This window comes from Aeromicrobium terrae, assembly GCF_008039565.1.
Classification (GTDB): Bacteria; Actinomycetota; Actinomycetes; order Propionibacteriales; family Nocardioidaceae; genus Aeromicrobium; species Aeromicrobium terrae.
The window spans coordinates 52,682-76,848 of the sequence record NZ_VDUX01000002.1 but is presented as its reverse complement, the minus strand read 5'-3'; the positions used below and the strand labels follow the sequence as shown (position 1 = coordinate 76,848).

The 24,167-nt window shown below is 70.8% G+C and carries 22 protein-coding genes; 10 read left to right on the top strand and 12 right to left on the bottom strand.

Going from position 1 to position 24,167, the window contains the following annotated elements; genetic code table 11:
• Nucleotides 1-26: 26 nt before the first annotated feature.
• The 6 genes from FHP06_RS03890 to FHP06_RS03865 all read left to right on the top strand — a co-directional run bounded on the left by FHP06_RS03890 (nucleotide 27) and on the right by FHP06_RS03865 (nucleotide 6,076).
• Nucleotides 27-944 carry an NADP-dependent oxidoreductase gene (locus tag FHP06_RS03890; protein WP_147684023.1) on the top strand — a complete coding sequence of 306 codons (918 nt, stop codon included), beginning with the start codon at nucleotides 27-29 and terminating at the stop codon, nucleotides 942-944.
• Between the two features lie 17 nt (nucleotides 945-961).
• Nucleotides 962-1,717, top strand: coding sequence for a DUF5819 family protein (locus FHP06_RS03885; RefSeq protein WP_147684022.1), 756 nt, complete (start codon nucleotides 962-964; stop codon nucleotides 1,715-1,717).
• Nucleotides 1,714-2,709 carry an HTTM domain-containing protein gene (locus FHP06_RS03880; protein WP_147684021.1) on the top strand — a complete coding sequence of 332 codons (996 nt, stop codon included), beginning with the start codon at nucleotides 1,714-1,716 and terminating at the stop codon, nucleotides 2,707-2,709. Before FHP06_RS03885 ends, FHP06_RS03880 begins: the two co-directional genes overlap by 4 nt.
• Nucleotides 2,710-2,826: 117 nt before the next feature.
• Nucleotides 2,827-4,143 (top strand): hypothetical protein, encoded by a 1,317-nt coding sequence (locus tag FHP06_RS03875; RefSeq protein ID WP_147684020.1) that lies wholly within the window; start codon nucleotides 2,827-2,829, stop codon nucleotides 4,141-4,143.
• Between the two features lie 81 nt (nucleotides 4,144-4,224).
• Nucleotides 4,225-4,995 carry a DUF5819 family protein gene (locus tag FHP06_RS03870; protein WP_147684019.1) on the top strand — a complete coding sequence of 257 codons (771 nt, stop codon included), beginning with the start codon at nucleotides 4,225-4,227 and terminating at the stop codon, nucleotides 4,993-4,995.
• Nucleotide 4,996: 1 nt separating this feature from the next.
• Nucleotides 4,997-6,076 (top strand): HTTM domain-containing protein, encoded by a 1,080-nt coding sequence (locus tag FHP06_RS03865; protein WP_147684018.1) that lies wholly within the window; start codon nucleotides 4,997-4,999, stop codon nucleotides 6,074-6,076.
• Here the strand turns inward: FHP06_RS03865 and FHP06_RS03860 are convergent.
• A complete protein-coding gene (locus tag FHP06_RS03860) occupies nucleotides 6,039-7,268 on the bottom strand; it encodes an MFS transporter (protein ID WP_147684016.1) in 1,230 nt (409 codons plus the stop codon). The genes FHP06_RS03865 and FHP06_RS03860 overlap by 38 nt on opposite strands.
• 135 nt (nucleotides 7,269-7,403) lie before the next feature.
• Nucleotides 7,404-9,356, bottom strand: coding sequence for a M13 family metallopeptidase (locus tag FHP06_RS03855; RefSeq protein ID WP_147684014.1), 1,953 nt, complete (start codon nucleotides 9,354-9,356; stop codon nucleotides 7,404-7,406).
• A gap of 18 nt (nucleotides 9,357-9,374) precedes the next feature.
• Here FHP06_RS03855 and FHP06_RS03850 point away from each other — a divergent pair, with 18 nt between their 5' ends.
• Both FHP06_RS03850 and FHP06_RS03845 read left to right on the top strand, forming a co-directional pair.
• Complete coding sequence (locus FHP06_RS03850; RefSeq protein WP_222706352.1) at nucleotides 9,375-10,154, top strand: siderophore-interacting protein; 780 nt, start codon at nucleotides 9,375-9,377, stop codon at nucleotides 10,152-10,154.
• A 9-nt stretch (nucleotides 10,155-10,163) separates the two neighbouring features.
• Nucleotides 10,164-11,609, top strand: a complete 1,446-nt coding sequence (locus FHP06_RS03845) for a bifunctional cytidylyltransferase/SDR family oxidoreductase (RefSeq protein WP_147684012.1) — start codon at nucleotides 10,164-10,166, stop codon at nucleotides 11,607-11,609.
• On the opposite strand, the gene FHP06_RS03840 is transcribed toward FHP06_RS03845, so the two are convergent.
• From FHP06_RS03840 to FHP06_RS03810, 7 genes are read right to left on the bottom strand one after another with little or no spacing between them, the layout of a single operon-like run.
• Complete coding sequence (locus tag FHP06_RS03840; RefSeq protein WP_147684010.1) at nucleotides 11,520-12,524, bottom strand: phosphatase PAP2 family protein; 1,005 nt, start codon at nucleotides 12,522-12,524, stop codon at nucleotides 11,520-11,522. The two genes, FHP06_RS03845 and FHP06_RS03840, sit on opposite strands and share 90 nt — an antisense overlap.
• On the bottom strand, nucleotides 12,521-13,996 hold the full coding sequence (locus FHP06_RS03835; RefSeq protein WP_147684008.1) for a glycosyltransferase family 39 protein: 1,476 nt from the start codon (nucleotides 13,994-13,996) through the stop codon (nucleotides 12,521-12,523). The genes FHP06_RS03840 and FHP06_RS03835 overlap by 4 nt, the downstream gene beginning before the upstream one ends.
• A 2-nt stretch (nucleotides 13,997-13,998) precedes the next feature.
• On the bottom strand, nucleotides 13,999-15,246 hold the full coding sequence (locus FHP06_RS03830; protein WP_147684006.1) for a CDP-glycerol glycerophosphotransferase family protein: 1,248 nt from the start codon (nucleotides 15,244-15,246) through the stop codon (nucleotides 13,999-14,001).
• Complete coding sequence (gene glf, locus FHP06_RS03825; RefSeq protein ID WP_147684004.1) at nucleotides 15,236-16,411, bottom strand: UDP-galactopyranose mutase; 1,176 nt, start codon at nucleotides 16,409-16,411, stop codon at nucleotides 15,236-15,238. The genes FHP06_RS03830 and glf overlap by 11 nt, the downstream gene beginning before the upstream one ends.
• Nucleotides 16,408-17,412, bottom strand: a complete 1,005-nt coding sequence (locus FHP06_RS03820; RefSeq protein WP_147684002.1) for a glycosyltransferase — start codon at nucleotides 17,410-17,412, stop codon at nucleotides 16,408-16,410. The genes glf and FHP06_RS03820 overlap by 4 nt, the downstream gene beginning before the upstream one ends.
• Before the next feature lie 31 nt (nucleotides 17,413-17,443).
• Nucleotides 17,444-18,232, bottom strand: a complete 789-nt coding sequence (locus FHP06_RS03815; protein ID WP_147684000.1) for an SHOCT domain-containing protein — start codon at nucleotides 18,230-18,232, stop codon at nucleotides 17,444-17,446.
• The gene (locus tag FHP06_RS03810; protein ID WP_147683998.1) at nucleotides 18,229-19,995 is read right to left on the bottom strand and encodes a CDP-glycerol glycerophosphotransferase family protein; all 1,767 of its coding nucleotides are present in this window, start codon (nucleotides 19,993-19,995) and stop codon (nucleotides 18,229-18,231) included. The genes FHP06_RS03815 and FHP06_RS03810 overlap by 4 nt, the downstream gene beginning before the upstream one ends.
• 62 nt (nucleotides 19,996-20,057) lie before the next feature.
• On the opposite strand from FHP06_RS03810, the gene FHP06_RS03805 reads away from it, so the two are divergent.
• Nucleotides 20,058-21,404, top strand: coding sequence for a TrkH family potassium uptake protein (locus FHP06_RS03805; RefSeq protein ID WP_147683996.1), 1,347 nt, complete (start codon nucleotides 20,058-20,060; stop codon nucleotides 21,402-21,404).
• Between the two features lie 22 nt (nucleotides 21,405-21,426).
• Nucleotides 21,427-22,065 (top strand): potassium channel family protein, encoded by a 639-nt coding sequence (locus tag FHP06_RS03800; protein WP_230973398.1) that lies wholly within the window; start codon nucleotides 21,427-21,429, stop codon nucleotides 22,063-22,065.
• Here FHP06_RS03800 and FHP06_RS03795 read toward each other — a convergent pair whose 3' ends face one another.
• From FHP06_RS03795 to FHP06_RS03785, 3 genes are read right to left on the bottom strand one after another with little or no spacing between them, the layout of a single operon-like run.
• The gene (locus tag FHP06_RS03795) at nucleotides 22,066-22,926 is read right to left on the bottom strand and encodes an ABC transporter permease (protein WP_147683994.1); all 861 of its coding nucleotides are present in this window, start codon (nucleotides 22,924-22,926) and stop codon (nucleotides 22,066-22,068) included.
• Entirely contained in the window at nucleotides 22,923-23,840 is a 918-nt protein-coding gene (locus FHP06_RS03790; protein WP_147683992.1) for an ABC transporter ATP-binding protein, read from the bottom strand. The genes FHP06_RS03795 and FHP06_RS03790 overlap by 4 nt, the downstream gene beginning before the upstream one ends.
• Complete coding sequence (locus tag FHP06_RS03785) at nucleotides 23,837-24,103, bottom strand: SHOCT domain-containing protein (protein ID WP_147683990.1); 267 nt, start codon at nucleotides 24,101-24,103, stop codon at nucleotides 23,837-23,839. Before FHP06_RS03785 ends, FHP06_RS03790 begins: the two co-directional genes overlap by 4 nt.
• Nucleotides 24,104-24,167: the final 64 nt, after the last annotated feature.

The following is a 24,167-nucleotide window of genomic DNA, read 5'->3' as shown; positions in this document are numbered from 1 at the left end:
TCCGCCGGAAGATGCGGGGGCACGGCATGAGGGCGATCGTGGTCACCGACCCAGAGGCCGGGCCGGCCGGGCTCACGCTCCAGGAGCGGCCGGACCCGGAGCCGGCCATCAACGAGGTCGTCGTCGAGGTCCACGCCGCGGGCTACGTGCCCACCGAGCTGGGCTGGCCCTCCACCTGGGTGGACCGACGCGGCCTGGGCCGCGCGCCGTCCATCCCCGGGCACGAGGTCGCCGGTGTCGTCACCGCGCTCGGCTACGGCACCACGGGGCTGTCCCTGGGCGAGCGGGTGTTCGGGCTCACCGACTGGCACCGCGACGGCGCGCTGGCCGAGCTCGTGGCCGTCGAGTCGCGCAACCTCGCGACCCTTCCGGACGACGTCGACTTCACGGCCGGCGCGAGCCTGCCGATCTCCGGCCTGACGGCGTGGCAGGGCCTGATCGACCACGGCCGGGTCGAGGCGGGACAGAGCGTGCTCGTGCACGGCGCTGCCGGGGCGGTCGGGACGATGGCGATCCAGCTGGCCCGCGAGCTCGGCGCCCACGTCGTCGGCACCGGACGGGCCGCCGACCGGCAGAAGGCGCTCGACCTCGGCGCGCACGAGTTCGTCGACCTCGACCAGGAGGCGCTGGAGGACGTCGGCGGCGTCGACGTGGTCCTCGACGTCATCGGCGGCGACGTCCAGAGGCGCTCGGTGGCGCTGATCAGACCTGGCGGCACCCTCGTCACCATCGTCGGTCCGGCGGAGTCTGTCCCGGCGGACGGACGGGCGATCGACTTCGTGGTCGAGCCGAACCGGGCTCAGCTGGGGGAGATCGCGCAGCGGGTCCAGGACGGCCGGCTCCGCACGAACGTCGCCCGGGTCGCGGGTCTCGACGACGCCGTCGCCGCGCTCAACCCCACCGAGCGCGTCACCGGGAAGACCGTCATCAGCGTCCGTTCCTAGGGCAGTACGGTGGTCTGGTGCCTGACGCGACGACCTCCCGGTGGCGTCTCGCCGCCGTCCTCGTGGTCGTCGTCCTGGCCCTGACCCACGTCGTAGCCGTCACGTTCGCCGCCCTGCCGCCGAACCGGTACTCCGAGCACACCACCGGCCTCACGTCCTACCTGCGTCCGTACTTCACGCAGAACTGGCGCCTGTTCGCCCCGAACCCGATCTCCGACGACCGGCACCTCCGCTTCCAGGGCGCGTACCGCACGGCGGACGGCTCGGTGAAGACGACCGACTGGGTCGACTGGACCGACGTCGAGCTCGACCTCGTCCACCACCGCCTCGTCGGCGGCCGGGCCGGGTACATCACCTCCAAGCTCTACACGCCGATGAGCACGCACTACGCCGCGCTCGGCACGGCGGTCAGCGTCGCGAACCGTCCGGCGGACCCGGACGACGTTCCCTCGTGGGCGGACCTGCGGCAGCAGCTCGAGGACGCCGGGGCCACGCCCGGATCCGCGACCCTGTACCTCAGGTACGACCGGGCGGCCGTTCGCCTGGCCACGGACGTCCTCACGGGACGCTGGCCGGACCGCGACTGGGTCGCCGTGCGCATCGCCCAGCGCCGCCAGGGTGTCACGCCGTACGCGGCACGGCACGGCTCGGAGGCCGAGCGCGAGCGAGCCCGCCCCGCACCGGTCGAGCGCATCGACGGGTGGCGTCGGCCGGTCGCGGGTGACGAGGCGGAGCGGAAGAGCGTCGCGAGCTTCGATCGGGGGCACCGGTGAGCTTCGTGGACACCGCGATGGAGTGGATCACCGGACGCCGGCGGGCCGAGTACGGACTCGCGGTCACGCGCATCGTGCTCGGCGTCATCGTCTGGACCCAGCTGGTCGTGAACTGGGGCGACCGTCACTACACCTGGGGAGACGGCGCCGCCTGGACCGAGCCCGTGCGCTCCGCCAAGGAGTGGCCGTCGTTCCTCGGGCTCTTCTCGCAGGTGCACGGCTGGGGCTTCGACCTCGCCTACGTCGCGACCATCGTGGCGGGCATCCTGCTGATGCTCGGCGTCTACACCCGGGCGGCATCCGTCCTGACGCTGTTCCTGTGGGTGTCGCTGTACGTGTCGAACCCGTTCGTGGGGTCGGGCGGCGACGCGGTCCTGCGCATGGTGCTGCTCTACCTCTGCTTCACCGACGCCGGCCGACACTGGTCGTTCGACGAGCGGCTCCGCGAACGCCGCGGTGAGCTCCGGCCCTGGGTCCCGGCCTGGCTCACGACCACGGTGCACAACGTGGCGGTCGTGCTGATCATCCACCAGGTCGTCATGGTCTACGTCGCCTCGGCCTTCTGGAAGGTCCAGAGCGACAAGTGGATGGGCGGCACCGCCGTGTACTACCCCCTGCAGACCGAGGCGTACTCGCCGTGGGGCGACCTCATCCACCCGTTCTCCAGCGCGGCACCCATCGTCGCCGGAGCCACGTGGACCGCGATCGCCATCCAGCTGTTCTTCCCCGTGCTCCTGCTCTACCGCCCGACGAGGGCGCTCGCGCTCGTCGTGATCACCGGGATGCACCTCGGGATCGGGATTTTCATGGGAATCATGTATTTCTCGTTGGTGATGATCGCGGTGGACATGATGTTGATCAGCGACGCGTCGTGGAAACGAGGTTTACACTGGTTGGAACGGCAACGAGAACGTCGTCGCGGGGGCCGTAACACAGATCCGGACGACTCGTTGAACGGTTTCACAGGACGACACGCCCCGGGGGGCGCGTAGCGGGGCAGGATTGTCTATGACAGTATGTCCAGCGCGGCCGAACCGGGCTGTTCCAGACCATGTGCTGCCTCAGGGGGATGTCCTCGGGTGGCGTCACTTCCGTGGGAGACATATCTGATGAAGAAGTTTGGCAAGAACGCGATCGCGGTGGGCCTGGTGACGTTGCTCGTCACCGCCGGTCTGTCGTTCTCGGCCAACGGTGCCGACGAGCCCAACGCCAAGTCGACGGCGAACGCCGTCATCGGCACGGGCCTGTTCGACATCCTGGACGGCACGGAGTGCGCAGCAACCGCGCCCGGCGCACCCGCGGGTGCTCCTGAGGCCGACTGTGGCTCCAACCTTGACCTCAACGACAGCGCTGTGACGGCGTACAACCAGACGGCTTCGGCCGACGGTGGCGCGGGAACCTCCGAGGCCACGGCCGGCATCGCCGGCACGGACGTCATCGCGCTCCAGAGCACCCTGGACATCACCGGCATCCTGGACGGTCTCTCGGAGAGCAACACCGGCGGCATCCTCGATGTCCTGGGTGGTGTCTCCGACACGCTGACCACGCTGCTGTCGCTGCTGAAGCTCGGCACGACGGTGGAGAAGGTCGACGACGCGATCGGCAGCATCCTCGGCGGCATCGACGGCGCGCTGCCGCTGTCGCTGCAGGTCGGCGCTGTCACCGCTGAGTGCTCTGCGGATCCGAACGGTGCGACGGGTAGCGCTGAGGTCGCCGGTGTGAACCTGCTGATCCAGCTGGGCAACCAGACGCTCACGGTGCCGCTCGCGATCAACACCGCGCCGAACTCGAACCTGCTGATCACGGCGCCCCAGGACATCGTCGACGACATCGTCGATGGCCTGAACGACACGCTGACCGAGAGCCTCGGCGGCGCCCTCGAGGCCGTGGGCAGCACGCTGGTGCAGCTGCGGGACACCATCGTCGACCCGCTGCTCGACCAGCTCGAGCCGTCGCTGCTGTCCTCGGTCGCGGACGCGCTCAAGGACATCGTCAGCGGCACCGTGAACGAGCAGACCGAGGCCGACGGCGCGATCGACGTCACCGCCCTGCACCTCACCGTGCTCGGCAACGACCTCAAGATCGGTCACGTGAACTGCGGTCCGAACTCGCTGGCTGCTGCCGACGACACCGACACGCAGGCTGACGCCGACACGGTCGCCGATGCTGACACCGTCGCTGACGCCGACACCGTGGCCGACGCCGACACCGTGGCCGACGCGGACACGCAGGCTGACGCTGACGCCCAGGCTGACGCTGACGCCCAGGCCGACGCGGATGCTCAGGCTGACGCCGACGTGACCGACACCCTGCCGAGCACCGGTGCCGGCCCGAACCTGATGCCGTTCTGGCTGCTGGGTCTCGGACTGGTCGTGTCCGGTGCGGGCGTGCTCCTCAACGAGCGCCGCCGCCGGCTGACGGTCTAGCCAACACACTGCAGAAGGTGCCGGTGACCCCCAGGGTCGCCGGCACCTTCTCTTGTGTCTCCGACCCCTAGGATGGCGAGCATGTCGCAGAGGGAGGGCGAGTCGTCCGGCACGCTGCTCCAGCACTCGGTGGTGGTGGCCCTCGCGGTCATCGTCCTGGTGCACTCGTTGCTCATCGCGCTGTGGCTCGCGCCGTCCGGACCGCTGAGGTCCGGGACGGGGCCGGGCTTCGTCTCCCGGTACGTGGACCCCTATTTCAAGCAGTCGTGGACGTCGCTGGACCCGAGCAGCCAGCGGGTCGACGAGCGGCTGCGCATCCGCGCTCGCGTCCGCGACAGCGCCGGAGGCGAGCAGCTGATCGAGACTCCGTGGGTCGACGTCACCGCCACGGACGTGGACGCCGTGCACCTCGACCTCACGCCGCCGCGCGTGCGGCTCATCGCCCGCCGCCTGGCCACGAACGTGAACGCGACGTACCTCGACCTCGACCGCGAGGGGCGGGCCGCGGCGCAGAAGAACTTCGTCCACACCCTCGACTCCGGCAGCCGCCTCCGTGCCGCACTGCGCATCGCAGGCGTCTCGGCGGCCGAGGCGGGCAGCTACGTCAACAACGACCGCATGGTGGTGCGGTTCGCGTCCCTGTACGCCGTCGCGCGCTGGGGGTCCGGCGTGCAGCAGGTGCAGTACTCCGCCGGCCGACGGGTCGCGCCGGAGCGGGGCGACGGATCGATCGACGACGTCCCGTTCGTCGACTCCGCGTTCGGCTGGCGCCGACTCGTGCGGCCACCCGCATCCGCGCAGCAGACCTTCGACGACTACGTGACCGCTGCGCCGAGCGGGGAGGTGAACTGAGATGGCGACCTTCCTGGAGAAGTCGGCCGGGCGGCTCCGTGAACGGGTCGACGTCCTCGGTGCACGGCTGACCGACCACCCGTTCGCCATGCATGCCGTGGCCGTGTGCCGGATCCTCCTCGGACTGGCCGTCCTGGGGCTGCTCGCCACGAACTACTCCACGCGCCAGATGTGGGTCGGCGACGGATCGGTGTGGGCCGAGGCCTCCCGGGCCGCCAACAGCTTCCCGGAGGTCGATGCCCTCGACGGGATGAGCGGCGACCTCCTGACGCTCCTGTACATCGCTCTGGCGCTGTCGTCGGCCGCGCTGGTCGTCGGGTGGCACACCCGGACGGTGTCGATCCTCACGCTGCTCGGCTTCATCGGCGTCGTCGGACAGAACCCGGTCGTCTCGTCCGCGGGCGACTCCCTGATCCGGCTCGGACTGCTGTGGCTCGTCCTGATGGCCTCGGGTGACCGCTGGTCGCTCGACCAGCGCGCTCACGTGCGGCACGAGGCGCGACGGCGGGACGAAGTGCGGGTCCTGCCGCCCTGGCTGCGCACGGGCCTGCACAACGTCGCGTTCCTCGGGCTCACCCTGCAGGTCGCGCTGGTGTACCTCGCGGCCGGGCTCGACAAGGTGGCGTCCGGGGCGTGGCAGGACGGCACGGCGCTCTACACGACGCTGCAGCTGCCGGAGTTCCGTCCGTTCCCGTGGCTGTCGGACCTGCTGAGCGACGGACGCGCGCCGCTCGCGGTCGTGACCTACGCCGTGCTGTTCACCCAGCTGTTCTTCGTCCCGCTGCTGCTGCACCCGGTCACGCGACGGATCGTGGTGATCGTGGCGATCGCGCTCAACGTGCTGTTCGCCGTCGTGCTGGCCACGCCGTGGACGTCACTGGCCGTCATCGCGGTCACGGCGCTGTTCGGCCGCGACGAGGACTGGGAGAGCCTGGGCCTGCGCATCGGCGATCGCGCCGCACCGGTGATCGACTGGATCTTCGAGCGGTGGTACGACCTGCTGGACCGCGTCGAGGACTGGTGGTTCAGCGCGGTGCTGCCGGTCATCGACCGGGTGGTCGACGCGATTCGGCGACGCTGACGCTCACCCGGCGCCCGGCGAGCACGAGCAGCACCACGGGCACCGTCAGGGCGCCCGCGGCCGCGTTGAGCGTGCCGAAGCCCTGCCAGGCGACGACGAGGCCGGCGAGCAGACCGCCCGCAGCCCCGGCGAGGTTCATCGCGAGGTCGCTGAAGCCCTGGACGGCCGGGCGGACGTCGACGGCGAGCGAGCGAGTGAGCATGGCCGCGCCGGCGATGACGGAGGCGGACCAGCCGACGCCGAGCAGGAACAGGCCGATGGTGATCTGCACCTCCGACGAGCCGGACGTCCCGGCGACCGCGACAGCCAGGACGAGGATCGACTGACCCAGCAGGATCGTCCGCTCGCTGCCCCAGCCGTCGCTGAGCCAGCCCATGAGCGGGGACAGCGCGAACATCCCGGCGATGTGCAGGCTGATGGTGAGCCCGATGATGCGGAGGGCGGCGCCGTGGTCCTCCATGTGGACCGGCGTCAGTGACATCACCGCGACCATGACGGCGTGCGAGGAGGCGATCGCGCACACCGCCGTGAGCGTCGTGCCACGCACGTGCGGCAGCGCGGAGCGGAGGCCGCGTGACTCGGTCGCCGCGTCCTCGGATCGCACGAGCGGGTCGGGCCGCAGCCACAGGAACGTCAGCAGGCCGGCCAGGGCGAACCCGACGGCGGAGAAGAGCACCGGGCCGGCCAGCTCGGGCACGCCCACGCTGTTGGCCACGGAGGCGCCGGGACCGGTGAGGTTGGGGCCGATCACCGCGCCCACGGTGGTGGACCACACGACGAGCGACAGCGCCCGTCCGACCTGAGCGGGGTCTGCGCGGTCGACCGCGGCGAACCGCGACTGCAGGTTGGCGGCCGTGCTGGCGCCGAAGAAGATCAGGCCGACGAGGATCACGGCCAGCTGCTCGAGCTCGGCGCCCAGGACCGTGACGAGGGCACCGGCGGAGCCGAGGAGCCAGCCGAGCGTGAGAGCCGGGCGGCGGCCCGAGCGCACCGCGACGGCGGCCAGCGGGATGGTGGCGGCGGCCGCGCCCAGTGTGAGCATCACGGTGGCCATCCCGGCCCAGCCGGACGACCCCGAGACGTCCTTGATCAGCAGCGCACCGACGGCCAGGCCGGCGCCGTTGCCGATGCCGCCGACCACCTGGACGATCACCAGCACGCGCACGATGCGGCGCTGGAGGTCGGAGGTCACACCGGAGAGTAGCGTGCATTCCCGGTGATCGAGTGCCGCCGAGGAACGAGGCGGCGTATCGAGATCACTGCTGGTGGTCTCGATACACGCCCAGCTCGCTGGCGCTCGCGGGCGCACTCGACCATCGTGATGGGCTCACCAGATGACGACGCGTTCCTCCGGATCCAGCCACAGGGCGTCGTCGGGCGTGACGTCGAACGCAGCGTAGAAGGCGTCGAGGTTGCGCACCACCTGATTGCAGCGGAACTCCGGCGGCGAATGCGGGTCGATGGTCAGGCGGCGGACCGTCTCGGCCGGGCGCACCTTGCCCTGCCAGGCCTGGGCCCAGGAGTAGAAGAACCGCTGGTCGGCGGTCAGACCGTCGATGGGCTCCGGCTCGCCGGACTCCGCGAGTGCCAGCTGCAGCGCCTTGTAGGCGATGCCGAGGCCGCCGAGGTCGCCGATGTTCTCGCCGATCGTCAGGGAGCCGTTGACGGTCTGGCCGTCGGCGCCCTCGGGGGAGAGGTCGTCGTACTGCGAGACCAGAGCCGCGGTGAGGGCGTCGAAGGCGGCGCGGTCGTCGTCGGTCCACCAGTTGCGCATCTCGCCGGAGCCGTCGAACTGCGAGCCCTGGTCGTCGAAGCCGTGGCCGATCTCGTGGCCGATCACGGCACCGATCGCGCCGTAGTTGACGGCGTCGTCGGCGTCGGCGTGGAAGAACGGCGGCTGCAGGATGGCGGCCGGGAAGACGATCTCGTTCATCGTCGGGTTGTAGTAGGCGTTGACCGTCTGTGGCGTCATGTACCACTCGTCGCGGTCGATGGGGGAGCCGATCTTGGCGAGCTCACGGTCCATCTCCACGGCGAGCGAGCGGCGGGCGTTGCCCAGCAGGTCGCCCGGGTCGGTCTCGAGGGCCGAGTAGTCCTTCCACTTCTCGGGGTGCCCGACCTTCGGGGTGAACGCCTCGAGCTTGGCCAGCGCCTCGGACTTGGTGGTGTCGCTCATCCACGACAGCTCGGAGATGCTCTGCCGGTACGCGGCGACGAGGTTCTCGATCAGCTCGCCCATGCGCTCCTTGGCGGTCGGCGGGAACTCCGAGCGGACGTAGATCTTGCCGACCGCCTCGCCCATGGCGCCCTCGACGAACCCGACGCCGCGCTTCCAGCGCGGGCGGAGCTCGTCGGTGCCGCTGAGCGTCTTGCCGTAGAAGTCGAAGTTGGCCTGGACGAACGCCGACGACAGGTACGGCGCAGCCGCGTGGATGATCTGCCAGCGCAGCCAGTCGAGCCAGGCGGGGAGCTCGTCGTCGACGAGCAGCGTGGCCAGGCCCTCGAGGAAGGACGGCTGGGCCACGACGACCTCGGCGACCGCCGCAGCAGGCACGCCGGCGGACTCGGCCCACGCGGAGACGTCGAACGGCGGGAGGAGCTGCTCCAGACCCTCGCGGTCCACGAGGTTGTAGGTCTTCACGGCGTCGCGGCAGGCGACCCGGTCCCAGTGGTGCGAGGCGATCCTGGTCTCCAGGTCCATGACGCGCTGCGCCCGGACCTCGGGCTCGTCGAGGCCGGCCAGGCCGAACATGGTGGCGAGGTGGTCGACGTAGGCCGAGCGGATGGGCTCGAAGTCGTCGCCGGTGTAGTACGACTCGTCGGGGAGGCCGATCCCGCCCTGCATGAGGTGGGTGACGTAGCGGTCGGGCTGACCGCGGTCGGGCGCGATGTAGAGCGCGAAGACGCTCCCCACGCCGGAGCGCTCCAGGCTGCCGAGCGTCCGGACGAAGCCGGCGACGTCGGCGATGGCGTCGACCTGGGCCAGCTCGGGCTCCAGCGGCGTCGCGCCGAGCTCCTCGACGCGGTCCTCGTCCATGAAGCTGGCGTAGAGGTCGCCGATCTTCCGAGCCTCGTCGTCGCCCGGGTTGTCGCGGCAGCCCTCGACGATCTCGCGGACCTTCTTCTCGGCCTCGTCGAACAGCGAGACGAACGCCCCGGCGGTGGCGCGGTCCGCGGGGATCTCCGCGGTGCGCAGCCACGGGCCGTTCACGTGGCGGAAGAGGTCGTCCTGGACGCGGATCTCGGGGTCGAGCTGCGCGGTGTCGATGGCTGGGTTCACGCGGTTAGGCTACACATCGTGCCGAAGCCGACCCCTGTCCCGATGACCGTGCTCGAGACCCGTCGGATCAGCCGATCGATGGTCCGCCTGGTGCTTGGCGACGGCCCCCACGCCGGGAGCTTCGACGACCTCGCGACGCGGCACCTGGGCTTCACCGACACGTACGTCAAGCTCGTGTTCGGCTACGGCCGCGAGGAGCACCCGGTCATGCGCACGTACACCGTGCGGAGGTTCGACCCGGAGGGGCGCGAGCTCTGGATCGACGTCGTCACCCACGGTCACGGCATCGCCGCCACGTGGGCGCGCGAGGCGGCACCGGGCGACGTGATCCACGTGCGCGGCCCGAGCGGCGCGTACCGGCCGGACCCCGCAGCCGACCACCACCTGCTCGTCGGCGACGAGGCGGCCATCCCGGCGATCGGCCTGACGCTGGAGTCGCTCACCCTCGACCAGTCCGCCACCGTCTTCATCGAGATCGGCGGCCCGGATGACGAGGTGCCGCTCCAGTGGGACGGACAGGTCGACGTCCACTGGCTGCACCGCGGTCGCGCCGAGGCCGGCACCACCACGCTGCTCGACGACGCCGTGCGCGCCTGGCCCTGGCCCGAGGGACGCGTGCAGGCGTTCGTGCACGGCGAGGCCGGACTGCTCAAGACCGTGCGCCCCTACGTGCTGGAACGCGCGGCGCGCGAGGACGTCTCGGTCTCCGGCTACTGGCGTGTGGGCAACACCGAGGAGTCGTTCCGCGAGTGGAAGGCCACGCAGACCGACGCGATCCTGCGGCCGGCGGGACGATAGCCTCATCGGGTGACTGAACTGCGCAACGTCGCCGTCGTGCTCGCGGGCGGTACCGGCACCCGCGTGGGTCTGTCGATCCCCAAGCAGCTCATCAAGATCGCCGGCAAGACGATCATCGAGCACACCATCGCGGCGTTCCAGGCGTCGCCGAGCATCGACGAGATCATCGTGCTGATGGCGCCGGGACACCTCGATCCTGTCCGCGCGATCGTCGCGAACGGCGGCTACGACAAGGTCACCCAGCTGCTCGAGGGCGGGGAGACCCGCAACGAGACCACCAGCCGGGCGCTCGACGCGCTCGGCCCCGACGAGTGCAACGTGCTGTTCCACGACGCTGTCCGCCCGCTCGTCTCGCAGACGATCATCGACGACTGCATCGCGGCGCTCGCCGAGCACGAGGCCGTCGACACCGCCATCCCGTCGGCCGACACCGTCATTCAGGTGGCGGAGGGCTCGGCAGGGGTGCCGGGCCCTGGGCGGCAGATGGGTACTGACACGATTGCCGACGTGCTGCCGCGGCATCTGCTGCGCCGCGGCCAGACGCCGCAAGCCTTCCGCGCCTCGGTCATCCGCAAGGCCTACGAGCTGGCGTGGAAGGACCCGGACTTCACCGCCACGGACGACTGCACCGTCGTGCTGCGGTACCTGCCGGAGGTCCCGATCGCGGTCGTCGCCGGGCACGAGCGGAACATGAAGGTCACCGAGCCCATCGATGTGTACATCGCCGACAAGCTCTTCCAGCTGGCCTCCGCGGACGCTCCGGACGCCCTCGACGACGACCAGTACCGCGAGGCCCTCAGCGGCAAGACGATGGTCGTCTTCGGCGGCTCGTACGGCATCGGCGGCGACATCGCCGAGCTGGCGGCGGACCTGGGCGCCACCGTCCACACGTTCTCCCGCTCGTCCACGAACACCCACGTCGACCGGCGCGCGGACGTCGCTGCCGCTGCGGCCGCGGTGCTCGAGAAGTCCGATCGGATCGACTTCGTCGTGAACACGGCCGGCGTCCTGCCGATCGGCGAGCTGAGCGAGACGTCGGAGGAGACGATCTTCTCCGCCACGGAGATCAACTACCTCGGGCCGATCTTCATCGCCCAGGAGTTCTACCCGCACCTGGCCGCGTCCGGCGGCTCGCTGCTGCTGTTCACGTCGTCGTCGTACACCCGGGGGCGCAAGGGCTACTCGCTCTACTCCTCGGCGAAGGCGGCCGTCGTGAACCTCACCCAGGCACTGGCGGACGAGTGGGCGGGGGAGGTGCGCGTCAACTGCGTCAACCCCGAGCGCACGGGCACGCCGATGCGCACCAAGGCGTTCGGCGACGAGCCGCCCGGCACGCTGCTCGACTCGCGCGAGGTGGCGCGTCGCTCACTCGACGTGCTGCTGTCCGCGCAGACCGGGCACATCATCGACATCCGCCGCGAGGACGGTCCCGCCGCCGTCGGTGGCGGCTCCTGAGCCGCGCCACTCCTCCCACCACCGGCAGCCGAGCATGACCAGGCCGGCCAGCACCCAGCCGGCGGCGATGTCCAGCACGTAGTGCTCGCCGTTGTAGACGAGCGCAAGCCCCATCAGCACCGGGTAGAGCAGCAGGATCCAGCGCCAGCGGGAGCGGAGCCTCGTGACGCCGTAGATCGCGACGAGGAAGGCCAGTCCGGCGTGCAGCGACGGCATCGCCGCCACGGGATTGCCCACGCGTGCCAGCGCGGTGTGGAACCCGCCGAGGCCCAGGTCGTCCCAGCCCCGACCGGTGAGGCGGGCGACGTGCTCGCCGATGTAGCCGTCCTTGGAGGCCAGCCACGGTGGCGCCATCGGGTAGACGATGTAGACGACCAGCGCCGCGTAGTTGATGACGAGGTACCGGCGCATCCACGGCACCCAGGCGGCGCGGTCGCGGAGCCACAGCACGACGGCGACCGTCAGCCCGGTGACGAAGTGCGTGTAGTAGACGGTGGTGAACACCGCGTCGTACCAGTGCGGCGAGGAGGACGAGAGGCACGGATCGCCGCACCAGGCGTGCTGGAGCGTGACGGTGGGCAGCTCGCCGAAGAAGAACCGGTCGACGTCGATGGGGGCCATGACGTGGACGGGCGCCGAGATGATCTCGTCGGAGAGTCCGCGGCTGTAGAGGTAGATGACGAGCCCCACGAGCACCGGGCCCCAGTCGCGCACGAAGAGCAGGTGGGAACGCCAGGGGTCGCGGATGTTCCAGGCGATGGTGGCGACCCAGAGGATCGCGAACAGGGAGTACGGGTCCGTCGGCACGCCGACCAGGACCACGAGCGTGGCGAACGCGAGACCGTACAGCGCGATCGCGGGGCCGCGCCACGACCACGGCGTCGTCTGGAGGCGGTCCTCGACGTCGGTGGTCACGGGCACCTCGCCTCCGCTGGGAGCGACCTCTTCACGTCGCGATCCATCCAGATGAAGCGTCCACACACCCGAGCCACTCGCTCATAGTGCTCGTCCAGGATCGGCTGCACGGTCGCGGGGTCGACTCCCCAGGTGGAGTCGAGCCGGGACCAGTCCACCAGGAAGGTGGGACGGTCCGGGCCGTCGAGCACCCGGGCGAGCTCGGTCAGACGCGGGTCGAGGGTGCGGACGGGCAGGCTCCAGAGGTACGGGTACGGGCTGTCGAGGCCGGACTCGCGGACGATGTTGGCCTGGCCGAACGTCACGACCACGGTGTCGCCCGGCTGCGACGCATCGCGTAGCCAGGCGCCCACGACCTCGGCCTTCTGGTCGGGGTTCGGGCGGGCCGCCACCGCCCAGACCACGTTGCCGACGGTCACCGCGAGGACGGCGGCCGCCGCCAGGGTGGCCACGCGCGGCCGGAGGTGCAGCGTCAGCAGGCCCGCGGCGAGACCGATCGCCGGCACGAGCTGCTGGAGGTAGTGCGCCCAGTAGCTGCCTCCCAGCAGCGCCGTGACGGACGTGACGATGACGGTCGCGAGCGCGGCCAGCAGGACCGGCTCACGGGACCGGTGGGCGTGCCGCACCGCCAGCACGGTGATGACGGCCAGGCCGCTGCCCGCCCAGGTGGCGAGCAGGGCGAAGAGGCGCTGCGTCGTGGCCCCGCTGGCCGAGCGGCGGATGACCTCGCCGGCGTCGAAGCGAAACCGCACGAGGGCGTCGAACAGCTCGACCGGCGTCGTGCCGCGGGCGGCCGCCGCGAGCAGCGCGACGGCGACGGTCAGGACGGCGCCGGCGGCACCGGCCGCCACGACGCGTCCGACGTCGCGCCGCGAACGACGGTCCTGCCAGGCCAGCACCGCGGCGAGGGCCAGGGCGAAGACGAGGCCGTCGACGATCGTCTGCTTCACCAGCATCGCGCCGGCGCCGAGGGCTCCGGCGAGCACGGCAGCAGGAAGGCGACGACGCCGGTCGCCCAGGAGCGCGTACGCCGCCGCTGCCATCGACCAGGCGACGAACGGCGCGGCGAGCATCTCCCCGTTCACGCGCGCGACGCCCAGCCAGTGGGCGGCGAAGAACGTCGCCGTGGCGGCCGCTGCCCACACCGCGGTGCTGCGGCCGGCCGCGATGCGCGCGGCGCACGCGACGCCGACGACGGTCAGGGCCGAGGCGACGAGACCGATCAGCCGCAGGGTGTCGACGTCGCCGGCGAGCTGCAGGATCCAGACCAGGAGGGGAGGGCGGTCGACCCAGTAACGGCCGTACACGGCCGGACCGTCGCCCCAGCCGTGCCCGACGAGCAGGTAGCCGGCCTCGTCACGGCCCGGAGCGTCGCCGAGGAACGGCAGCCGCGCGGCGACCATGAGCAGGACCGCGACGAGCACGCCCCACCACCAGGCGGGCACGCGGGTCCGCGGAGGGGTAGCAGCCACGGCTACGGTCCGGTGGCGCCGGCCGCGCGTCGCTCGGCCCAGGCCGCGTCGCGACGTTCCATGAGGTCGGCGCACGCCGTGACGAAGCGATCGGTCGCGGCGCCGGGAGTGGTGTCGGTGAGGTAGTGCTCGACCAGCTGGGCCCGCGCCTCACGGCCGGTGTCGTGCTCCAGCTGGTCGCGGACCACCGCGAGGTGGTCGGCGCCCGCGGACAGTCGTGGGACGACCTCGAGGAGTCGGCTCGACGGGTCGGTCGCCGGCGGGACGGTCACGAGCAGTGGCTTGCCGCTGGGCAGCCAGCTCAGCGGCACGGCCGACACGTCGGTGACGAGCACGTCGGCGTCCGCGAAGGACTGCTCGATCGGCACGTCGGTGTCGACGCGGTCGGCCAGCGCGCGGACGGCGGCGTCGGCCGCGCCGTACGCGGCGTCGATCACGCCGTTGAGCGGGTGCGGGCGGTAGACAACGCGGTAGGTGCCCTTCAGCGCCCGCACGAGGTCCGTACCGAGTGCGGCGACGGATCCGTACGAGACCGACGGTTGCGACGCCTCCCAGGTGGGGGCGTAGAGCACTGTCTTGCGGCCGGCGGGGTCGGGCGAGGGCGTGACGTCGGGAGCGGCGTCGAGCTGCGGCTGGCCGATGAGGACGCTGCGGGCCGCCGCGTCGTACCACATGACGTGGGTGGCGGTGCGGTCCAGAGCGGCCTGACCGGCGAGGAAGCAGTAGTCGTACGCCTTGACCTGGTTGGAGACCGAGACGCCCTTGTCGCTGTCGCCGTGGCCGAGGTAGACGTGCGCGAGCGAGGTGAACCGCAGGCACTCGAAGTTGATCGGGTCGTGGTTCACGTACAGGGCGATCCGCACGTCGCTGCGGGCCAGGATCGCGTCGAGCTGGCCGTAGGAGGCGAGGGTCAGGCAGTCGAGGCCCGACTCCGCCGCCACGGCGCGGGCGGTGCGGGAGTCACGGAACACCAGCGTCGTGGGGTGGAACGTGTGGAGGGCGCGGAACGCCGGCAACCACGGACGGAGCTGGTACAGCGTGTCCTGGCCGGTGGGGAAGAAGACGATGACGTCGGCGTCGAGGCGCTCGGCGAGGCGATCGACGTCCGCCTGCTTGTCCGGCATGCCGGTGGGGAGGAAGCGCGAGCGGCGCAGCCGGCGGATCACCCACAGCCTCGTGCGCTGGGCGAGTCCGACCCGTGCGCGGGCGGTTCGCCGCCCACGGCCCGGCACCCCCGTCTCAGATCCCATGGTCGTCGAGGGCCTGACCGGACGAGAAGAACGGCGCGAGCTTGTTGTCGTACGTGCTGAGGGCGGAGCCGATCGCCATGTGCATGTCGAGGTACTGGTAGGTGCCGAGCCGGCCGCCGAACACGACGTCGCGCTCGCCCTTGGCCAGCTCGCGGTAGGCGAGCAGCCGCTCGCGGTCCTGCGCGGTGTTGACCGGGTAGTACGGCTCATCGGCGTGGTCGGCGAATCGGCTGAACTCCCGCATGATGACCGTGGCGTCGTCGGGGTAGTCGCGCTCGGGGTGGAAGTGCCGGAACTCGTGGATGCGGGTGTACGGCACGTCCTCGTCGGCGTAGTTCATGACCGGGGCGCCCTGGAAGTCACCGGTGGGGAGCACCTCGGTCTCGAAGTCGAGCGTGCGCCAGGAGAGGTCGCCGTGGGCGAAGTCGAAGTACCGGTCGACGGGGCCGGTGTAGAGCACCGGCACCTGGCCGACGACGTTCGCCTTGTTGAACGGCTGTGAGGTGTCGAAGAAGTCGGTGTCGAGGGTGACGGTGATGTTCGGGTGGTCGGCCATGCGCTCCAGCCACGCGGTGTAGCCGTCGGTGGGCAGACCCTCGAAGGTGTCGGAGAAGTAGCGGTTGTCGTACGTGTACCGGACCGGCAGGCGGCTGATGATGTCCGCGGAGAGCTCGCGCGGGTCCGTCTGCCACTGCTTGGCCGTGTAGCCCTTGATGAACGCCTCGTAGAGCGGCTCGCCGATCAGCGAGATCGCCTTCTCCTCGAGGTTCGACGGCTCGCCGGTGAGCTTCGCGGCCTGCTCGGCCACCCACGCGCGCGCCTCGTCGGGGGTGAAGGCCGAGCGGTTGTACTGGTTGATCGTGCCGAGGTTGATCGGCATCGAGAAGACCTCGCCGCGGTACGTGGTGAAGACCCGGTGCTGGTACGACGTGAACGACGTGAACCGTCGCGCGTACTCCCAGACTCGCTGGTTGGACGTGTGGAACAGGTGCGCGCCGTACTGGTGCACCTCGATGCCCGTGGTGGGCTCGGCCGCGCTGTACGCGTTGCCGCCGATGTGCGGGCGACGGTCGATGACCTGCACCTGCAGGCCGAGCTCGCGGGCGCAGCGGTCGGCGACGGTGAGCCCGAAGAAGCCGGAGCCGACGACGAGGAGGTCGGTCATGAGACTGTCCCGTCCGCCGCCCGCGGCCCGGCACCCCCGCCGATGGCCTTCGGGACGTCGGCCGGGTCCATCGGCTTCCAGGAGTCGTCGCGCCAGATCTCGCGGTTGGCCTTGAAGCCGCGCCGGAGGTCGCCGAGCCCCTTGAGCGTGTGCTGCACGACGATCAGCCGGAACACCTCCTTGGCGAGCGTCAGCGCGGTGCCGAGGCCGAAGCCGAACCGGTTGAGCTTGCCGTACTCGGCGAAGTACTTGCCGACGTACGCGCGGTTGCGGATGACGTGGAACCGGAACAGCGGACTGCCGTCGTTGAGGTGCCGGATGCCGAGGTTGACCTGTTGCTGCTCGCGCTTGCGCTTGAGGACGAACGTGTCGACGTAGACGACCTGCGTGTGCTGGGCGGCGAGCCAGGCGTACGCGGCGTCGTCCCAGGAGATGAAGAACCGCGGGTCGGGCAGGCCGATCATCCGCACGATGTCGGCGTGGATGAGCATGCCCTCGAACGTGCCGGAGTTGGTGACTGCGTAGCCGTCCTGGTCGAACGTCTTGACGCTGTACGGCAGCGGGACGCCCAGGAACTGGTTGAACTTGGCCTGCCAGTAGAACGGGGAGCCGTCGAAGTCGTAGCGGCGGCCGTGGATGACCTGGAACCGCTTCATCCACGGAGCGAACCGGTCGAGCGCGTCGGGGATGATCTCGACGTCGTCGTCCATCAGCCAGACCCAGTCGGCGCCGAGCTCCAGGGCGACCTTGGTGCCCTCGCTGAACCCGCCCGAGCCGCCGGTGTTCGTGTCGAGGCGGTGGTTGACGAGCACGCCCTCGGGGAAGTCGGCCTGCGCGGCGGCGAGCACCTCCTGCGTGTCGTCGGTGCTCGCGTTGTCGACGACGACGATCTTCCAGGCCGGCGTGGTCATCGCTGCGGCGCTGGTCAGGAGCTCCTGGAGGTACGTCGAGCGGTTGAACGTGACGATCGCGATCGCGACGCGCTCAGGGACCTCGGACACCCCGACACCCTACCGACGTCCGCCCCGGGCGTTACAGGCTGTCGAGGAGGCGCTGGCGCTGCGTGTCGTACTCGGCGTCGGTGACGAGGCCCTGGGCCTTGAGGTCGTCGAGACGGCGCAGGCGGTCGTCGATCGTGTCGGCCGACGGGTCCTGGAGTGGGGAGTCCCAGTCGATGTCCATGCTCGTCGGGTCCTCGGCGCCGGCGACCTTGGCCTTGAAGCCCTTGCCAGGCGCGAGGGAGCCGATCGCGGTGAACGGCACCGTGGCCTTCTTGGTGACCTGGTACGGAGCGCCGGTCTCGGGCGTCACGTCGAGGACGAGCTCGATGCGCGGCATCTCGTTGATGTACGTGCCGGTCTGCTTCATCGAGACGATGACGATCTCGGCCGGGATGGTGGGCGGAGGGCCGACGGCCGCGGTGATGCCGGAGGCGGTCAGGAACAGCAGCGCCGAGAGCAGCGCGATGCCGGTGATGACGATGCCGCCGACGAGCGGCAGCCAGCGCCAGTCGGCGTCCGCGTCGGCGATGCCGATCCGGCCCGCACCGACGACGATCGCCGGGACGCCCGCCACCAGCAGCGTGGCCGTGCTCAGCAGGAACGACGACATGCTGACGATGGGGCCGGGCGGCTCCGTGCCCGTGCTCTCCTTGAGCTTCTTGCGCTCGTCGACCGCCGCCTTGAGGCGGTAGCTGTTGCGAAGGATGGCGAAGGCCAGCAGGAACCAGAGCCCGCCGACGGCGACGAGGCCGGTGCTGCCCTTCCAGATGCCCGCCACCACGGTCAGCGGACCGAGGAGCAGGAGCACTCGACCGATCATGATTCCTCCCGATAGATCGCGCGTTCGGCGTCGGACCTGGCGACGAGCGCGTCCACGGCGTCCTGGAAGGACTCGAGGGTGCGCATCTCGGGTGGCCCGAGCAGGTAGGTGGCCAGGCGGGCACGGATCTCGACGCGTCGGTCCGCGGTGCGGCGAGTGACGAGCGCGACGAGCTCGTCGATCCCGCGGCCGTCACGACCGAGGATGATGCCGCCGCTCGCCGACCGGTAGGCGTCGCCGAACGCCTCGTCGTCGAGGTCGGTGTGGTTGAAGACCGCGTACGGCTTCTCGCTGGCGAGGAAGTCGGACACGACACTGGAGATGTCGGTGGCCAGGACGGCGGCCTGGTTGAACCAGTGCTCGATCGGGCCGGAGCGCACCACCCGGTGGTCGACGCCGCTGCGCTGGGCCGCGGAGTCGATCAGCGCGGCGATGCGGGCGTCGTGGTCGCGGTACTTCGCGTCGCGCTGCCCGGTGAACGGGTGCGGCTTGTAGATGACGCGCACCGGCGGGTCGGCGGCCAGCAGGGCGGAGACGAGCGTGGCGCCGATCGCGGCGATCGAGGAGTACTCCTGCCCGGGGTTCACGCCCTCCCAGGTCGGGGCGTAGAGGACCGTGGAGACCTCCTCGTCGCCGAGGCGCGGCGTGACCTCGATCGAGTGCACCTGCGGGCGCCCGACCATGCGGTACTGGTCCTCGTGGACGCCGAGGCCGGAGCGTCGGTACCGGTCGGCGCCGGCCTCGCCGGCGACCCAGAGCTCGTCGTACACGCGGGAGAACGGGTTGGCCGACGCGCTCTTGTCGCTGTCGCCGTGCCCGATGAACGCGCTGACGATCTGGGGGAGCCGCAGCAGGTGGATGTTGTTGCCCGTGTTCGACGGGTAGAGCGCCACCTTGACGCTGTGGAAGTCGAGCTGCAGGAACTCGCCGGCGTCGCGGAGCTCCAGGGTCGGCAGCGACGTGCGGCGCATCGTGTCGAAGAGCGCCTCGTCGCGCAGCAGGATCATCACCGGCTGGCGCAGCGACTCGAGCGCGTCGAGCCACGTGTTGATCTGGTACGCCGAGCCCATCGGCCCGCTCAGGTGGACGACCACCTCGGGCCGGTACGAGTCGATGAAGTCTTGGACGGCCCGCAGCGGCGGGGTGAACCCGGTGGCGCGCTTCGCCTGACGCATCCGCCACGAGCGGCGGGCGTCGGGCAGGGTGACGGCGGCGAGGTAGACGATCGCGGCGGCCCCGAGCGCGCCGACGAGCCAGGCCGGGGCCTCGAGGAGGGCGGGCGCGAGCACCGCGAGCTGCGTGACGACGACCTCGACGACGCGGGGCGGCGGGGCCACGGAGATGCTCGGCGAGCCGGTGATGTTGCGCGACCGCATCGGTCGGAGCGGGCCGACCCGGCGGTACTCGCGGTGCAGCTCGCGACCGCACAGGGCCAGGGCGTAGACGAGCGCGACGGCGACGAACGCCCGCAGGGCGTCGGCGTCGTTCAGGTCGGTGGCGGCCAGGACGCCCACGACGACCCGCAGCACGAACCGCATCGGGATGCCCAGTGCGGCCTGGTCGAGGATCTCCCGCAAGGAGCGCCCGCGGCGCGCGAGGACGATCTCGCCGAGCACCGAGAGCAGCAGCAGGACGGTCGTCGCGATCTCCAGCCGGGCCAGGGCCGTGACGGCGGCGGCCCCGAGCAGGCCGATCGTCGACACGAGGGCGAGGAGGCCGTCGGAGGAGCCCAGACGCGACAGCAGGGCTCGGAACCGCGACACGTCGAGAACGTAGCACGCAGCGACGCCGCGGCAGGGGCCATCTGAACGGGTACGGTCAGCGGGTGGCCCGACCTCGGCTCCCGCAGTCGATCCTGCACCCGGTACGCCTGCTGCCGCTCACGTTCTTCGCGCTGATCGTGCTCGGCACGGTCCTGCTGCTGATGCCGTTCGCGCGCACCGGGGACGGGTCCGCGAGCCTGCCGGCAGCCGTCTTCACGTCGGCGTCCGCGGTCACCGTCACCGGTCTGTCGACGGTCGACGTCTCCACGTACTGGACGCCCGCGGGCCAGGTCACGATCCTCGCCCTGGTGGAGATCGGTGGTCTCGGCATTGTCGCCCTCGCCACCGTGCTGGGCCTGTTCATCGGTGGCCGGCTCGGCCTACGGACCCGGCTCGTCGCCCAGGTCGACATGCACGTCGTCAGCCTCGGCGAGGTGCGGCCGCTGTTCCGTCGCGTCGCGGTGACGATGCTCGCCTTCCAGAGCGTCGTCGCCGTCGTGCTGACGATCCGGTACCGCGGCACGTACTTCGGCGACTGGGGCACGTCGGCCTGGCACGGCGTGTTCGACGCGGTGATGGCGTTCAACAACGCCGGGTTCTCCCTCAACCCCGACAGCATCGTCCGGTACGCCGGCGACGGGCTCGTCATCCTCCCGATCTCCACCGCGGTGTTCATCGGCGCGATGGGCTTCCCGGTGCTGGCCGAGCTGTTCAAGGAGTGGCGCCACCCGGACCGCTGGACGATCCACACCCGTCTCACGGTCTGGGGCTCGTTCCTCCTGCTGACGGTCGGCGCCGTCGCGTTCCTCGCCTACGAGTGGAGCAACCCGGGCACGCTCGGGGGCCACTCGTGGCACCACAAGCTGGTCACCGGCGTCGAGGGCGGCATCATGCCGCGGTCCGGCGGCCTGAACAGCTTCGACTGGGGAGCGGTGAAGCCGGAGTCGGAGATGATCGCCACGGTGATGATGTTCATCGGCGGCGGCAGCGCGAGCACGGCCGGCGGCATCAAGATCACCACGTTCCTGCTGCTCGCCTACGTGATCCTCGCCGAGCTGCGCGGCGACCCCGAGGTGGTCGTGGGCCGTCGCTCCATCGGACCAGCCGTCATTCGGACGGCCGTCAGCATCGCGCTCCTCGCCGTGATGCTCGTGGCGGGCACCACGTTGATCATCATGACCATGACGGACTTCGCGTTCAGCGACGTCCTGTTCGAGTGCGCGTCGGCGTTCGGCACCGTCGGTCTCACCACCGGGCTCACGCCGCGCCTGCCGGTCGACGCGCAGATGGTGCTCGTCGTCTTGATGTTCATCGGCCGAGTCGGCACCATTGCAGCGGCGTCCGCCTTCGTGCTGCGCCGCCGCATGCCGCGGTACCACCTCCCGGAGGAGCAACCGATCATTGGCTAGGACCGAAGCGACCAACGCCCCCGTGCTCGTGATCGGACTCGGTCGCTTCGGCGCGTCGGTCGCTCGATCGCTCTCGCGTCTGGGGCACGACGTGCTGGCCGTCGACGAGCGGCCGGAGATCGTCCAGCGCTACGCCAGCGACTTCACGCACGTCGTCTCCGCCGACACCACCGACACCGAGGCGCTGCGCCAGATCGGCGCCGACCAGTTCGACCGGGCCGTCGTCGGCATCGGCACCGACATCGAGGCGAGCGTGCTCACCGTCCTGAGCCTGGTCGAGCTCGGCATCGGCGAGGTCTGGGCGAAGGCGATCAACGCCAAGCACGCCCGGATCCTCGACCGGGTCGGTGCCTCGCACGTCATCCGACCGGAGTCCGCCATGGGCGAGCGCGTCGCCCACATGGTCACGGGCGCGATGATCGACTACATCGAGTTCGACGACGGCTTCGCCATCGCCCGCACGCGCACCCCGCAGGTGGCGTGCGGCAAGACGCTGGAGCAGTCGGGCCTGCGGTCCAAGTACGGCGTCACCGTCGTCGGTGTGAAGCGTCGCGGCGAGGACTTCACGTACGCGAGGCCGGAGACGTCGATCGTCACCACGGACGAGCTGATCGTCTCCGGCCCCACCAAGAAGGTCGAGACCTTCTGCGCGCTGCCCTAGCTAGCTGACGTCCCGGTGGCGGTGGAACCACGCGCCGGCGAGCACGGCGACGACGAGGTACGCCACGAGCGTGGCGACCGCGCGTCCGCCGCTCACCGCGTCGGACACCCCGGGTGGCGGGGTGCCGATCTGCTCGGGCGTGAGGGCCGCGACCAAGGACCCGGCGTTCACCCCGGGGAACACGTCGCGCACGGGCTGCAGTGCGTCGAGCACGGAGTCGGCCATCGCCGAGACCAGGTTCTCGATGCCGAGAGCCCACACGATGCCCAGGCCGACCGGGAGCGCGACGCTCCGCAGCGCCACGGCCAGCACGCCGCCGACCAGGGCCCAGACCGACAGGATCAGCACGCCGCCGAGGTACCCGTTGGCCAGGTGGCCGACGGACGGCAGCGCGGTCGAGCGGTCCTCGCCCAACGCGATGGCCGTCGAGGTCACGGCGCTGAGCACGAACAGCAGGGCGACGATCGCCGCGACGGCGGTCACGATGGTCAGCACCTGACCAGCGAGGATCGACATCCGTGACGGGCGCTGGGTCGCGATCGTCTTGAACGTTCCCCAGCCGTACTCGCTGCCGAGCAGGATGGCGCCGAACGCCAGGGTCAGGGCACCGGCGAACACCGGGAACCCGCCGAGCGTGTTCGGCACGATCTCGGCCGGCAGCGTGCCGCGGAGGAGCTCCTCCGGGGTGGCGCCCGCGTCGAACCCGCTCGGGTCCGACGACCGGTACGAGATGTACGGGATCAGGAAGCTGAAGACCTGGTTGAGGACGGCCAGCGCGGCCACGATGGTCCACGCCGCCGGGCGGCGGACCAGGGCGAACAGCTGGGCGCGCGTCACGTCGAGCACGTGGGTGGCGTTCATGATGCGACTCCTTGCGGGTGGTCGGTGATCTCGAAGAACACGTCCTCGAGCTGACGTTCGTCGCGCTGCACCCGGGTCACGTCGACCCCGGCGGTCACCAGGGTGCGGACGATCTCCGCGGTGTCGCGCGGCTCGGCGGTGATGCGGAGGTCCGGTCCGTCGCGACGGACGGACTCGGGCAGACCGGACGCGACGAGGACGTCGACGGCACGCTCGACGGGCTCGGCCGTCACGAGCAGGCTGGTGCCGCCGCGCAGCTCCTCGACCGTCGACTCCGCGACGATCCGGCCGTTGCTGATGACGGCGACGCGGTCGCAGACCTCCTGGACCTCGCCCATCAGGTGGCTGGACAGGATCACGGTGCGGCCCTGCCGGCCGAGCTCCACGACGAGCGCACGCATGTCACGCATGCCCGCCGGGTCGAGACCGTTGGTCGGCTCGTCGAGGACGACGACCTCCGGGTCCTTGAGCAGCGCCGCGGCGACGCCGAGCCGCTGCTTCATGCCGAGCGAGTACTGCGCGAACGTGTCGCCGCCGCGGTCGGCGAGGTGGACGGTCTCGAGGACCTCGTCGACCCGTCCTGCCGGCACCCCCGCCAGACGGGCGACGAACCGGAGGTTGTCGCGGCCGGAGAGGTACGGGTAGAACGCGGGGCCCTCGATCATCGATCCGGTGCGCTCGAGTGCTGAGGGCGACCCGGCCGGGACGCCGAGCACCGTGGCGGTGCCCGACGTCGGCCGGACGAGGCCCAGCAGCATCCGGAGCGTCGTCGTCTTGCCGGCCCCGTTGGGCCCGAGGAAGCCGTAGACCTCTCCCGGCCGGACCGTCAGGTCGACGTGGTCGACGGCGACGTTCGGGCCGTAGGTCTTCACGAGCCCCCGGGCCTCGATGACGGCTTCTCGGGCGGCGGTCATCGGTCGTTCGCCTCGTCGAGGACGGCCTTGCGGGCGCGGTACTCGTCGGCGTCGATCTCCCCGGCGGCGAACCGCTCGGCCAGCCTGGCGTGGCCGCTGCGCTGCGGGCCGCAGGCGCCCCAGCGGCGACGACGGACCCGGAAGGCCACGACGATCACGGTGGCGATGAACAGGAACCACAGGATGGGAAAGATCGGCCACCATTCCGGCCGGTCGTGGACGACGATCTGGTCCGAGGCCAGGGTCGTGAGAAAGGTGTTCATGGGATTGCTCCTTCAGCGATTCGAGTGATGACTCGATCGTCGCGAGGATCAGCCGCGGGGTCGT

Coding starts and splice junctions, on each gene's coding strand:
- FHP06_RS03890 (WP_147684023.1), top strand. CDS start 27: ATGAGGGCGATCGTGGTCACCGACCCAGAGGCCGGGCCGGCCGGGCTC.
- FHP06_RS03875 (WP_147684020.1), top strand. CDS start 2,827: ATGAAGAAGTTTGGCAAGAACGCGATCGCGGTGGGCCTGGTGACGTTG.
- FHP06_RS03870 (WP_147684019.1), top strand. CDS start 4,225: ATGTCGCAGAGGGAGGGCGAGTCGTCCGGCACGCTGCTCCAGCACTCG.
- FHP06_RS03865 (WP_147684018.1), top strand. CDS start 4,997: ATGGCGACCTTCCTGGAGAAGTCGGCCGGGCGGCTCCGTGAACGGGTC.
- FHP06_RS03830 (WP_147684006.1), bottom strand. CDS start 15,246: ATGGGATCTGAGACGGGGGTGCCGGGCCGTGGGCGGCGAACCGCCCGC.
- glf (WP_147684004.1), bottom strand. CDS start 16,411: ATGACCGACCTCCTCGTCGTCGGCTCCGGCTTCTTCGGGCTCACCGTC.
- FHP06_RS03815 (WP_147684000.1), bottom strand. CDS start 18,232: ATGATCGGTCGAGTGCTCCTGCTCCTCGGTCCGCTGACCGTGGTGGCG.
- FHP06_RS03795 (WP_147683994.1), bottom strand. CDS start 22,926: ATGAACGCCACCCACGTGCTCGACGTGACGCGCGCCCAGCTGTTCGCC.
- FHP06_RS03790 (WP_147683992.1), bottom strand. CDS start 23,840: ATGACCGCCGCCCGAGAAGCCGTCATCGAGGCCCGGGGGCTCGTGAAG.
- FHP06_RS03785 (WP_147683990.1), bottom strand. CDS start 24,103: ATGAACACCTTTCTCACGACCCTGGCCTCGGACCAGATCGTCGTCCAC.